Origin of the sequence: Sphingomonas desiccabilis (genome assembly GCF_004135605.1) — a bacterium.
Classification (GTDB): Bacteria; Pseudomonadota; Alphaproteobacteria; order Sphingomonadales; family Sphingomonadaceae; genus Sphingomonas; species Sphingomonas desiccabilis.
This window is the reverse complement of sequence record NZ_SDPT01000001.1, coordinates 236649-248313: the sequence shown is the minus strand read 5'-3', so window position 1 is coordinate 248313 and position 11665 is coordinate 236649. Positions and strand designations below refer to the sequence as shown.

Annotated in this window: 11 protein-coding genes; 6 read left to right on the top strand and 5 right to left on the bottom strand. The window is 67.2% G+C overall.

Annotation, left to right across the window (positions count from 1 at the left end; all coding sequences use genetic code 11):
* Nucleotides 1-84: 84 nt before the first annotated feature.
* The 3 genes from infC (at nucleotide 85) to EO081_RS01090 (ending at nucleotide 2470) form a co-directional block, all read left to right on the top strand.
* Nucleotides 85-618: a translation initiation factor IF-3 gene (gene infC / locus EO081_RS01100; protein WP_125961602.1), complete on the top strand. Its 534-nt coding sequence runs from the start codon at nucleotides 85-87 to the stop codon at nucleotides 616-618.
* Nucleotides 619-959: 341 nt separating this feature from the next.
* The gene (locus EO081_RS01095) at nucleotides 960-1406 is read left to right on the top strand and encodes a hypothetical protein (protein ID WP_129340123.1); all 447 of its coding nucleotides are present in this window, start codon (nucleotides 960-962) and stop codon (nucleotides 1404-1406) included.
* 101 nt (nucleotides 1407-1507) lie between these two features.
* Nucleotides 1508-2470, top strand: coding sequence for an alpha/beta fold hydrolase (locus EO081_RS01090; RefSeq protein WP_240697496.1), 963 nt, complete (start codon nucleotides 1508-1510; stop codon nucleotides 2468-2470).
* Nucleotides 2471-2833: 363 nt separating this feature from the next.
* Here EO081_RS01090 and EO081_RS01085 read toward each other — a convergent pair whose 3' ends face one another.
* Entirely contained in the window at nucleotides 2834-3730 is an 897-nt protein-coding gene (locus tag EO081_RS01085) for a D-alanyl-D-alanine carboxypeptidase family protein (protein ID WP_129340122.1), read from the bottom strand.
* A 499-nt stretch (nucleotides 3731-4229) separates the two neighbouring features.
* Here EO081_RS01085 and EO081_RS01080 point away from each other — a divergent pair, with 499 nt between their 5' ends.
* Nucleotides 4230-4577: a hypothetical protein gene (locus EO081_RS01080; RefSeq protein WP_129340121.1), complete on the top strand. Its 348-nt coding sequence runs from the start codon at nucleotides 4230-4232 to the stop codon at nucleotides 4575-4577.
* A gap of 177 nt (nucleotides 4578-4754) precedes the next feature.
* Here the strand turns inward: EO081_RS01080 and EO081_RS01075 are convergent, their stop codons facing one another.
* From EO081_RS01075 to EO081_RS01060, 4 genes are all read right to left on the bottom strand, one after another.
* Nucleotides 4755-7529: a [protein-PII] uridylyltransferase gene (locus EO081_RS01075; protein ID WP_129340120.1), complete on the bottom strand. Its 2775-nt coding sequence runs from the start codon at nucleotides 7527-7529 to the stop codon at nucleotides 4755-4757.
* Between the two features lie 31 nt (nucleotides 7530-7560).
* The gene (gene grpE / locus EO081_RS01070) at nucleotides 7561-8118 is read right to left on the bottom strand and encodes a nucleotide exchange factor GrpE (RefSeq protein WP_129340119.1); all 558 of its coding nucleotides are present in this window, start codon (nucleotides 8116-8118) and stop codon (nucleotides 7561-7563) included.
* Nucleotides 8119-8134: 16 nt separating this feature from the next.
* Nucleotides 8135-9175, bottom strand: a complete 1041-nt coding sequence (gene hrcA / locus EO081_RS01065) for a heat-inducible transcriptional repressor HrcA (RefSeq protein WP_129340118.1) — start codon at nucleotides 9173-9175, stop codon at nucleotides 8135-8137.
* Between the two features lie 334 nt (nucleotides 9176-9509).
* Nucleotides 9510-10034, bottom strand: coding sequence for a DUF6438 domain-containing protein (locus EO081_RS01060; RefSeq protein ID WP_129340117.1), 525 nt, complete (start codon nucleotides 10032-10034; stop codon nucleotides 9510-9512).
* Between the two features lie 84 nt (nucleotides 10035-10118).
* On the opposite strand from EO081_RS01060, the gene rph reads away from it, so the two are divergent.
* Nucleotides 10119-10835 (top strand): ribonuclease PH, encoded by a 717-nt coding sequence (gene rph, locus EO081_RS01055; protein ID WP_129340116.1) that lies wholly within the window; start codon nucleotides 10119-10121, stop codon nucleotides 10833-10835.
* A complete protein-coding gene (gene rdgB, locus EO081_RS01050) occupies nucleotides 10832-11461 on the top strand; it encodes an RdgB/HAM1 family non-canonical purine NTP pyrophosphatase (protein ID WP_129340115.1) in 630 nt (209 codons plus the stop codon). The genes rph and rdgB overlap by 4 nt, the downstream gene beginning before the upstream one ends.
* Nucleotides 11462-11665 lie beyond the last annotated feature (204 nt).

Sequence of the window (11665 nt, the reverse complement as noted above, 5' to 3'; positions counted from 1 at the left end):
GCGCGACTGAACTTTTCATGGGCGCCTGCGTCCCCTACATAGAGACTCGAACAACCTGAAGGAGCTACACCTATCCGTCCGCCCATGATGCGCCGTCCGATGGCGCCCCCGCCGATGAACGGCCCGCGTTTCAACGAATTCATCCAGTCGCCCAAGGTCCGCGTGATCGACCAGGACGGCGAGAATCTGGGTGTGATGTACACGCGCGAGGCGATCGAGCAGGCCGCGGAGGTCGGGCTCGACTTGGTCGAGGTGTCGCCCAACGCCGACCCGCCCGTTGCCAAGTTCCTGGACGTCGGCAAGTTCAAGTACGAGGCGCAGAAGAAGGCGAACATCGCCCGCAAGACCCAGAAGACGCAGGAGATCAAGGAGATCAAGATGCGTCCGAACATCGACGATCATGACTATGATACGAAGATGAAGAAGATCCACGACTTCCTGGGCGAGGGCGACAAGGTCAAGGTCACGCTGCGCTTCCGCGGCCGCGAGCTCTCGCACGGCCAGCTCGGCATGCAGCTGCTCCAGCGCGTCCAGCAGGACGTGATCGAGATCGGCAAGGTCGAAGCCTATCCGCGCATGGAAGGCCGCCAGATGCTGATGGTGCTCGCACCGAAGTAAGCACGGGCGTTTCCGGCAAGAACGACCGAACGGGCGGCGGTTTCGTCGCCCGTTTTCGTTTGTGGTGGAGAGCCCCGGGACGCGTACGCCTCCCTTCTTCGTCATCCTGACGAAAGTCAGGATCCATTGCCGCTACCGCTTGAGCCGCAGGCGTTGCGCGTCTGGATGCTGACCTGCGTCAGCATGACGGTGGTGGGCAGATAGTCCGCGCCCCGCCCACCCGTGCTCCTGCGCAGGCAGAAACCCAGAGTTCCAGGTGCCCGACCCGCCGGTGCGCCGACAAGGGGAACGGCAGCTCCCGCCCACTTCTTGACGTTCAACGATCAATAAGGCGCTCCCGATTGCGGCCATTCGTTCAGCAGGTCATTGATGGCGGCATGGGCAAGCAAGATCGACTGTGGGCGCGGTATTGGGCGATCCGCGACAATCAGGGGAATGGGCACCGGATGCCGATCCTGTGGCATCTCGCATTTCGACGTGACAGCACAGCGATGATCGAGCTGAGTAGCACTTTTGCCAAAGTCGGACGGATTGCCGATCCTTTCAGTCAAAGCGGTCTTGCATATCGAGCTTATCGCGCTGGCAACGCTCTGGGCGCACAGCACCTTGCTATGAACGCGTTCAATCGGCGCGACCTCTCGGGCTATCGGCACTGGCTCGGCCAAGCTGCTCGCCTCGGCGATCACGATGCTAAGGCGGAACATCGCCGTTTCGAGACCAGGCTGCCGCACGAGAACGCTGCTTTGATCGGCCGCAAACGCCCGCATCGGACGTCAGACTTCGAGTAGCTGCCGTCGCCATCGCCCAAATGCCGTGGTCCAGGGGCCTAATCGAGGTTCTTGGCAGCGGCCGTTCCTTCACGAGCTGCGATAAGGCGGCAAAACCTTGGATGGGCAAACGTTGCTTCGACAAAATCGCGGCGGCAGAAGACAGTGACATCTTCGACGTCGAGATTCTGGTCATGAAGCTGGCGCACACTGAGGCACTGCACATAGCCTATAAGGAGGTCGGTCCAGCAGACGGCTGGCCGGTCGTACTTTCCCACGGTTTTCCTTACGATATAAACGCGTATGCGGAGGTCGCGCCTCTCCTCGCCGGTGCCGGCGCGAGAGTGATCACGCCTTACCTTCGCGGCTTCGGACCCACGCGATTCAGATCCGTCGCAACTATGCGATCCGGGCAGCAGGCTGCTTTGGGCTCGGACCTGATCGGGCTGCTGGACTTCCTCGGCATCGAACGCGCGATCCTCGCCGGCTACGACTGGGGAGGTCTCGCTTCCTGTGTTGCGGCGGCTCTCTGGCCCGAACGAGTGACAGGCCTTGTATCGCTTGCCAGCTATGACGTGGTCGACGTCGAGCGCATGCGCCATCCTTTCCCGCCCGCTTTGGAATCGGTGATGTGGTATCAGCATTTCTTCCAGACTGAGCGAGGACGCGAGGGTCTCGCCACACATCGCCGCGAACTTTGTCGGCTACTGTGGCAGCAATGGTCGCCCAACTGGCATTTCGACGATGCCACGTTCGATCGAACCGCACCGTCTTTCGACAATCCGGACTTCGTCGACGTCGTCATCCATTCCTATCGTTTCCACTTCGGGCTGACGGCAGGTGACCCGGCCTATGACGGCCTTGAAGCGCGCCTTCGGAACAAGCCGAAGATCGTGGTTCCGGCGGTAACGCTGGACGGCGAACGTGATCCGTTGAAGCCCGGCGGCACGGCGGATCAGGCAGCCTACTTCATCGGGCCACATCAACACCGCACGATAGCCTCAGGGCACAATCTTCCTCAGGAGCACCCGCTCGCATTTGCCGACGCGGTGGAGACCGTCCGCGGACTGTCCATTTCCGGATAGCTGATCTCGAAAGCCGCCGGACCGCTTCCCACCCACTTTTCGCCGTTCGCCGTTCGCCCGACGGCAGAAAACGCCAATTCCGGACATCCAGCTTGGCAATCAGGATCCAGAAGCCGCTCTCCGTTCAGCGCGTTTATTCCCGTTCCTACCTCTTCGAGCCGCACTTTCCGGGAAGAGCAATCGGGAACGGGTTCTGGGAAAGCGGATGCCCCGGACGCCCGTATCCGATCGGCAGGGCGACCGTCCCACTATAGGTTCCCTTTTCGAGAGGGCCGCCCCTTCAAGACTGTAGCAATCAGCGCGGATTGCACGGTCTGTCAGCGGCAAGTGGCTCGCCCGACGAAATGGACCGCCCCTCAAGTGCTACGCGACGCTTGGCCGAGGCAGGCTCCCGGCAGAGGCCGCTGCGTTGCCGGAGCGAAACATCGCCAGGTAGTCGGCGTACCGATCCTTCAAAGTGGGGGAGCCGAGACTAACCGACAGGATAAGGCTTCCCGCGACACTTTCCGACACCGCAGCCAGGTTGAACACCGAAGGGTACAGCGATCCGGACTTGCCGCCTCTGAACTGTGGGAGGAAACCACCGCCGACAGAAGTTCTGGTGGAATCCTGCAACACTGACCTCACCGTCAGATCCCGAGCGTTGTTCCCGGCAATGGTGACGTTGAACGTGTCCAGACCCCAGAGTCTCGTGATTTCCGGCCACTTCAGGCACTCGATGGTCAGCAAAGACAGGTCCCGAGCCGAGGACCGCTGTCCTCTGACCGCAAGTCCATGGGGATTCAGGAATCGCGAGATCTTCATTCCCAGGTCGGCCGCGACGCTGTTCATCTCCGTGACGAAGCGCTGAGTGGCATCACCACCCTGGCAGTTCCTCGGTTCCGCCAGCAACTCCCCAAAGGTCCGGGCAATAGCGTTCGCAGTCACATTGGAAGACGCGAGAAGAAGGTTCGCCAAGCTATCATGGAAACTGAGCCGGTCCCCTTCGAGCAGGTTCTGCCCGGCACCTCCCACAAGATCCCGTGATACGACCTGCACGCCGTCCGAGAGCGAAGCACCCTTGGATTTGGCGACCTTCAACGCCGTCAATGCGGTCAGCAGTTTAGTGATGGAGGCGGGGCTCATCGGCCGGTCTGCGTCCCTCTCATACAGCGTCACGATCGAACCGGTCGCAGCCGGAGGAACCTGGATGCAGACTGCGCTTTTCGCCGCCAGTCCGATTTCGCCGATCAACGCCGGCTGCGCAGATCGTTCGTTCATCCCCTCTCTCCGTCCCCCTCGCCTGCGCTCGACCCTGCAAAGTACAGGGTGACCGACGCGCAGCGGTGGGACAAGAGCTGTGGGAGCTTGGCTCGCTTGGACGCAGTAACGGACAGCGGCTATTCTATGGGCGACAGCAAACCCAGGACCGATCCGGCCCGCCCGCAACCGCCTGGTCTTGCCTTCGACACCATGCCGCCAAGCCGGCAAGCCCTGGGCGGATCTTCCGCAAGCTCGATTGTGGTGCGAAGCTGGTGCACCACAACTCTCTTAGTCGCCGGATGGGACCGGGCCCGTATCGCAAAGAGGTTCCACTGAGCGTGCCGGACAAGCTTGCACGCATGTCGGCGGAGTCGGACTTGCGGCGTGGAAAGGCACTCCCGCGACGGCGGGATGCCCCTTCGCGCGGGCGAAGCACTGCCGGGAGTCTTTCCTCGGACATTCGCGTCCTGATCAATGCCTTGACTGCATACGACGGTAGAGCGGATTAGGGGCCGCTATGGCAAAAGGTGACCGACTTGCTCGTCTTGATGAGCGCAGGGCTGAACTGGAGTCGGAATATGCGGCGGCTCTGATTGCGGCATTACGGACGACCGCAGCGGGAAAATGGGGCCTCTTCGGCCACAATGGCGACCGCTCGACGCCCGCGGCGGTCGCTTCGACCATCGACAGTCTGAACGAGCTTGGGGATGCCATCGACGGGGCACGGGCGCGGCTGGCCATGCCGCCCTACGAATTGCACCAACAGTTCGCCGCGTCACGCGGGCCGGTCGGGCCCGAAGCGGTGGGCGAGCCCAAACAGGCCCAGGCCTGGCTCGATCGCCTCACCGGAGACAGCCGCGGCTAAGCGCTCGGTTGCAGGCCAAGGAGCCGTTGCGCCTCCGTCCCTTCCCGCTGCGTCTTCGGCCGGGTACGGCTGGGGCATAACACCGGATCGAAGCCCTCGTCGCGACTGCCGGCGGAGCCACCGGCGTCGCGCGCCATCACCCTGGGCTCCTGCCTGCGCAGGAGCACCGGGGGTGTGCTACGCCGCCGCCTGCTCCGCCGTTCCGCCCGCCGCCTCCAGCAGCCGCGCCTCCAGCGCGCGGATGCGTGCGGAGGCGGTGATGCGGTCGCCGGTGAGGTCCGTCAGGTAGAAGGTGTCGACCGCGCGCTCGCCGAAGGTCGCGACGTGCGCGGAATGGATCGTCACCTTCGACTGAAACAGCGCGTGCGCCAAGTGGTGGAGCAGCGCGGGGCGGTCGCGGGCGTTCACTTCCACCACGGTGAAGCGGTTCGACGCCTGGTTGTCGATCAGCACGTTGGGGGTGATCGAGAAGGCGCCGGCGCGCGGGTGCGGCAGCGGCTTGGCGGACAACCGCTCGCTCAGGCGGGCGCGGTTGGCAAGCGAGTCGCTGATGGCGGTGCGCAGCCGGTCGAGCTGCCCTGCCTCGTCGAACCGGCCGCCCTGCGGGTTCTGGACCAGGAAATTGTCCAGCGCCATGCCGGTGCGCGTGGTGTGGATGCGCGCGTCGATGATGTTGCCGCCGGCCGCGTGGATCGCTCCGGCGATGCGGTAGAACAGCCCCGGATGGTCGGCGGCATGGACGGTCACCAGCGTCGCGTCGCGCTCCGGGTCGGCCACCGCATCGATCGCGAGCGGCGAGTCCCCTGCCCCGTCCACCAGCCGGGCGTTGCGCTCCAGCACGTCCACCGGCTCCGCGACCCAATAGGCCTCGGGCAACTGGTCGACGAGCCGGGCCATGCGCGCCGCATCCCAGCCGAGCGCCTCCTGCAGCACCTCCTGCTTGGCGGCAATGCGCTCCCCGCGGCCGCGCTGCTTGTGGCCGAGCCGCAGCACCTCCTCGGCCGAATCGAACAGGGTGGCGAGCAGCTGGCGCTTCCATCCGTTCCAGATCCCCGGCCCCACCGCCCGGATGTCGACGATGGTCAGGATCAACAGCATGCGCAGCCGCTGCGGGCTCTGCACCACCTCCGCGAAGTCGAGGATGGTCTTGAAGTCGGACAGGTCGCGCTTGAACGCGGTGGCCGACATCAAGAGGTGGTGGCGCACCAGCCAGGCGACGGTCTCCGTCTCCGCCGCGGTCAGGCCGAAGCGCGGGCACAGCCGCTCGGCGACGGCGGCGCCCAGGATCGAATGGTCGCCGTCGCGCCCCTTGGCGATGTCGTGCAGGAACACCGCGACGTAGAGCGCGCGCCGCTGGACGACGCCCGGAAACAGCGCCGACGACAGCGGATGGTCCTGCATCAGCTCGCCGCGCTCGATCAGGTTGAGCAGGCCGATCGCGCGGATGGTGTGCTCGTCCACCGTATAATGGTGGTACATGTCGAACTGCATCTGCGCGACGACGCGGCCGAAGTCCGGCACCAGCCGGCCGAGCACGCCCGCCTCGCTCATCCAGCGCAGCACCTTCTCCGGCGTCCGCGGAGAGGTCAGCACATCCAGGAACAGCGCGTTGGCGCGCGGATCGCGGCGATGATCGGTGATCAGGTGCGCGTCGCGCGCGGCCGCCCGCATCGCCAGCGGATGCACCTCCACCGCGTGCAGGTCCGCGAGCGCGAAGATCTCCACCAGCCGCACCGGATCCTCGGCGAAGAAGCGGTCGTGCGGCAGCGCGAGGCGCCCGCGGTCGAGCACGAAGCCCTTGAGGCGGCTCGGCCGGCGGCGCAGCTGCGGCAGGCCGAAGCGGCGCCCGCGGCCGGCGAACTTCTCGTCCAGATGAGCGAGGAACAGCCCGCTCAAATAACCGACGCGCTTTGCCTGCAGGAAATAGAACTGCATGAACCGCTCGACCTTGGGCTTGCCCGGCCGGTCGGCGTAGCGCATCCGCTCCGCGATCTGACGCTGCACGTCGAAGGTCAGCCGCTCCTCGGCGCGGCCGGCGATCAGGTGGAGGTGGCACCGCACCGCCCACAGGAAGTTCTCGGCCCGCTGGAACTGGCGATATTCCTGAGGGGTGAACAGGCCGCGGTCCACCAGCTCGGCCGCGCGGCGGACGCCATAGGCAAACTTGCCGATCCAGAAGAGCGCGTGGAGGTCCCTGAGGCCGCCCTTGCCTTCCTTCACATTCGGTTCGACGACGTAGCGGCTGTCGCCCATCTTGAGGTGGCGCGCCTCGCGCTCGGCGAGCTTCTCGGCGACGAACTGGCGGGCGCCGTCCGCCTGCACCTCGCCCATGAAGCGGGCGGCGGCCTCGTCATACAGGGCGGCGTCGCCCCACAGGAAGCGCCCCTCCAGCAGGGCGGTGCGCACCGTATGGTCGGCGCGCGCCTGGCGGATCATCTCGTCGAGCGAGCGGGACGAATGGCCGACCTTCAGCCCGATGTCCCACAGTGCATAGAGCACCGACTCGATCACCTGCTCGCACCAGGGCGGCTGCTTCCAGGGCGTGAGGAAGCCGATGTCGACGTCGGAAAAGGGCGCCATCTCGCCCCGGCCGTAGCCGCCGACCGCGACCATGGTCATCCGCTCGGCGGCGGTCGGGTTCGGATTGGGATGGAGGCGCGTGACGACGAAGTCGAGCAGCAGCCGCAGCACCCGGTCCGTCAGATAGGCGCCGGCCGCGGCGGTCTGCAGCCCTTGCGTCGGCTTTTCCTCGAACCGGCGCGCGATCTCCGCACGGCCGCGGTCGAGCGCGTCGCGCAGCAGCGCGCTCGCGGCCCGCCGCAGGGACGCGGCATCGGGCGCCTCAATCCCGGCGAGCTGTTCTGCCACCGCCACGCGATCGAGGATCGCACGGCGATTGGCGAGATGTTCGAACCGCGGGAGGTTCAGCGCACTGGGCGCGCCTGGGCTCATGACCGCTTCGCCGCGTGCGCCGCCGGTCCCGTCAGGCGTCCGGCTTCTTGGCGACACCCACCAGTGCCGGGCGCAGCAGCCGGTCCTTGATCATGTAGCCGGTCTGGATTTCCTGCACGATGGTGCCGGGCTCCGCATCGTTGCTGGGGATTTCCAGCATCGCCTGGTGGCGGTTGGGATCCAGCGCCTCGCCCTGGGCGACGATCCGGGAGATGCCGTGGCGGGCGAACACGCTGTCGAGCTCGCGGCCGGTGGCTTCCAGGCCGGTGACCAGCCCCTTCATCTTCTCGTCCTCGCGCAGTTCGGCGGGGATCGCCGACAGCGCACGCGACAGATTGTCGGCGACCGAGAGGATGTCGCGGGCAAAGCCGGTCGCGGCATAGGCGCGCGCATCGGCCACTTCCTTTTCGGCGCGGCGGCGCACGTTCTGGATGTCGGCGCGGGCGTAGAGCAGCTGCGCCTTGGTTTCGGCAAGCTCGGCGTCCAGCTCGGCCGCGCGGTCGTGCTCGGCGACCTCCGGGGCGTCCTGGGCGGTTTCCTCGCGCAGGTCTTCGGTGGTGTCGTTGGGCGTATTGTCTTCCTGGATCATTCTCTTCTCTCGAGCATCAGGCCAGCAGACGCGTGAGCGTCGCGGCAGTGAAGTCCACCATGGGCACGACTCGCGCGTAGTTCAACCGCACAGGGCCGATCACGCCCACCACGCCGACCACGCGGCCGTCGAGCGCGCGCACGGGTTTGGCGATCACGGACGAGCCGGACAGCGCGAACAGCTTGTTCTCCGAACCGATGAAGATGCGCGCGGCATCGCCCTCGCTCGCGGATGCAAGCAGGCGGGCGATCTCCTCTTTGCCCTCCAGCTCGTCGAGCAATTGGCGAACGCGGTCGAGGTCGGCCGCCGCCGAGGGATCGAGCAGCCGCGCCTGGCCGCGCACGATCAGCACCGGACGGCGATCGCCGTCCTCGCTCCACAGCGCCAGGCCCCGCGACACCAGCGTGCGCGCCGCCTCGTCGAGTGCTGCACGCTCGGCCTGGATCTCCTGCTCGATGCCGGTGCGCGCATCGGCCAGCGTCTGGCCGCCCAGCCGCGCGGTCAGGTAATTGGACGCCTCCACCAACGCCGACGCCGTCATCCCGGGCGGCAGCTCGACTACCCGGTTCTCGATCGACCCGTCCGAGCCGACGAGCACCGCAAGCGCGCGGTCGTGCCCCAGCGGCGCGAAGTGGAATTGGCGCATCACCACGTCGCGCTTGGGCACCATCACCATGCCCGCGCACGCGGACAGGCCGGAAAGCGTGGCGGTGGTGCCCGCCAGCGCCTCCTCGATCGAGCCGGCGATGCTCGCCTGCGCCTCGATCGCGGCGCGTTCCTGCGCGGTGGGCTCCATCGCGTGCATCATGCCGTCCACGAACAGCCGGAGGCCCTGGTCGGTCGGCATGCGCCCGGCGCTGGTGTGGGGTGCCGCGAGCAGCCCGGCTTCCTCCAGATCCTGCATGACGTTGCGGATCGATGCCGGCGACAGGTTCAGCGCCGACATCTTGGCGATGGTGCGGGATCCGACGGGCATGCCGGACTCGAGATAGGATTCCACCACCTGGCGGAACACGTCGCGCGCGCGGTCGGTCAGCTCGGTGATCGGCGGGGTCATGCGGGTCCATGTAGGGACTGGGGCGCGGCGGCTCCAGAAGTGAAATGCGATGCAGCGTCCGTTGCGAGCGCGCCGATTCGCAACGCCAAGCCGTGCTCCTGCGCAGGCAGGAGCCCAGAGCCACAAGCGCGGCACTTCGACAACCCTGGGCTCCTGCCTGCGCAGGAGCACGGATTCGGCTGCCCCTCCCTTCTTCGTACCCCGGCGGGGGCCGGGGCCCAGTCGGGAAAGCCCGGAAGGGGCCCCGCCCCTCACCTACGACACCGCAATCGGGCCCCGGCCTTCGCCGGGGTACCCTATGTGGGGCGGGCGCTTCCCCGTGGAGGGGGAGCCCTCACCGCCCGACCGGCCGCTCGCCCAGGAACGCTGCGATCGGCAGCAGCTCGGGTGCGGTCCGCAGCGCCGTGCGGGTGTCGCGGTCGTCCTCGCCGACGCAGCCGAGATACTGGTGGAGATGCCGCGTGCCCCCCGCCCCGCCGGACCAGGTCACGTCCACGGAGGACATGTCGGTCGCATGATTGGGGCACAGCGGCGAGCCCGGCTCGACCCGCCGCTCGGGCTCGTCCGGGCGGAACGCAGCCAGCCGATCGGCGAACGCGCGATACTGGGCCGGGGTCAGCGTGAAGTCACGCGTGCCGGTGACGGCGGTGAACTTCTCGCCCTCGAACGTGCCGGTGCCGTCCGGGCGCACGGTCACGCTGTACACCGGGCAGGCGCCGAAGCAGCGATCGGTGGCAAAGCGGATCGTCTCGCCCGCCGCGGCCGCAGCCTCGCTGCCCGCAGACGCCGTGCCGCCGCCGTTGGGAGTGCACGCCGCCAGCGCCAGTGCCGCGCCTGCCATCATCGTCAACCGGATCAACCCTCGTCTCCCTGTATCGTCGGACTGGCGGAACGCCCGTCGGCGGTCTAGGTGCCCGCAACGATCTTGCAGGAGACTGAACCCATGCGCCCATCCGGCCGCGCCCCCGACGAGATGCGCGCCATCTCGATCCAGCCCAACTTCACCCGTCACGCCGAAGGTTCGGTGCTGATCGGCTTCGGCGAGACCAAGGTGCTGGTCACCGCCTCCGTCGAGGAGCGCGTGCCGCCGTTCCTGCGCGGCAAGGGCGAAGGCTGGGTGACGGCCGAATACGGCATGCTGCCGCGCGCCACCCACACCCGCGGCAGCCGCGAGGCGGCCAAGGGCAAGCAGTCCGGCCGCACGCAGGAGATCCAGCGGCTGATCGGCCGCTCCCTGCGCGCCGTCTGCGACCTCAAGGCGCTGGGCGAGCGCCAGATCACCATCGACTGCGACGTGATTCAGGCCGACGGCGGCACCCGCACCGCCTCCATCTCAGGCGCCTGGGTGGCGCTGCGGCTGGCGGTCGACGGGCTGATGCAGGCCGGAAAGCTCACCGCCGATCCGATCAGCCGCCAGGTCGCCGCCGTCAGCTGCGGCATCTACGAAGGCACGCCGGTGCTCGACCTCGATTACCCCGAGGATTCGGCCGCGGACGCCGACGCCAACTTCGTGCTGACCAGCGACGGCAACATCGCCGAGGTGCAGGCGACCGCCGAAGGCGCCTGCTACGACGAGGAAGCGCTTCTCCGCCTGCTCCGCCTCGCGCGCATCGGCTGCGGCGAGATCTTCGCCGCGCAGCTCAAGGCCGCCGGCCGGTGAGCGGCGAAGGCCCCGTGCCCCAGGCGATCCGCAAGCTCGCCCCCGGCAAGCTGGTGATCGCCAGCCACAACCCCGGCAAGGTGCGCGAGATCGCCGAGCTGCTCGGTCCCTATGGCATCGAGCCGGTGTCGGCAGGCGCGCTCGACCTGCCCGAGCCCGAGGAAACCGGCACGACCTTCGTCGCCAATGCCGAGCTGAAGGCGCGCCAGGCCGCCGACCTCTCCGGCCTGCCCGCGCTCGCCGACGACAGCGGGCTGTGCGTCGAGGCGCTGGGCGGCGAGCCCGGCATCTTCTCGGCACGCTGGGGCGGCGAGTCCAAGGACTTCGACCTCGCCATGCGCCTGGTCGAGGAACGGCTGGCAGCGCTCGGCCCGGACGTCAGCCGCGACGCGCATTTCGTGTGCGCGCTGGCGCTCGCCTGGCCGGACGGCCACGTAGAATGGTTCGAAGGCCGGGTCGACGGCACGCTGGTGTGGCCGCCGCGCGGAAAGCTCGGCTTCGGCTATGATCCGATGTTCGTCGCCAACGGCATGGACCAGAGCTTCGGAGAGATCGACCCGCAAGAGAAGCACGCGATCAGCCATCGCGCCGACGCGTTCCGCCAGCTGGTGGCGGCGGTTCTCTGATCCTCCCAGGCGGCGGTGCTCCTGCTCCGCCGCCTGGACGCCCCCGACAGACCAGACCTGCCCTGTTTTGGGACCGTGAGAAGACAAGCCCAAGTCTCCTACGGCACAAGTGCCGGTGAAACCCGGTAATTTCCCCTATCCGATCTGAACCGGACGGCCCTTTACTCTGCGAGCGACTCGCAATACTGAAGAGCTTCCGTCCGG

What these genes read in the sequence shown, in the direction of transcription:
- infC (WP_125961602.1), top strand. Translation starts at nt 85, where the DNA reads ATGATGCGCCGTCCGATGGCGCCCCCGCCGATGAACGGCCCGCGTTTC.
- EO081_RS01090 (WP_240697496.1), top strand. Translation starts at nt 1,508, where the DNA reads ATGGGCAAACGTTGCTTCGACAAAATCGCGGCGGCAGAAGACAGTGAC.
- EO081_RS01085 (WP_129340122.1), bottom strand. Translation starts at nt 3,730, where the DNA reads ATGAACGAACGATCTGCGCAGCCGGCGTTGATCGGCGAAATCGGACTG.
- EO081_RS01080 (WP_129340121.1), top strand. Translation starts at nt 4,230, where the DNA reads ATGGCAAAAGGTGACCGACTTGCTCGTCTTGATGAGCGCAGGGCTGAA.
- EO081_RS01075 (WP_129340120.1), bottom strand. Translation starts at nt 7,529, where the DNA reads ATGAGCCCAGGCGCGCCCAGTGCGCTGAACCTCCCGCGGTTCGAACAT.
- grpE (WP_129340119.1), bottom strand. Translation starts at nt 8,118, where the DNA reads ATGATCCAGGAAGACAATACGCCCAACGACACCACCGAAGACCTGCGC.
- hrcA (WP_129340118.1), bottom strand. Translation starts at nt 9,175, where the DNA reads ATGACCCCGCCGATCACCGAGCTGACCGACCGCGCGCGCGACGTGTTC.
- rph (WP_129340116.1), top strand. Translation starts at nt 10,119, where the DNA reads ATGCGCCCATCCGGCCGCGCCCCCGACGAGATGCGCGCCATCTCGATC.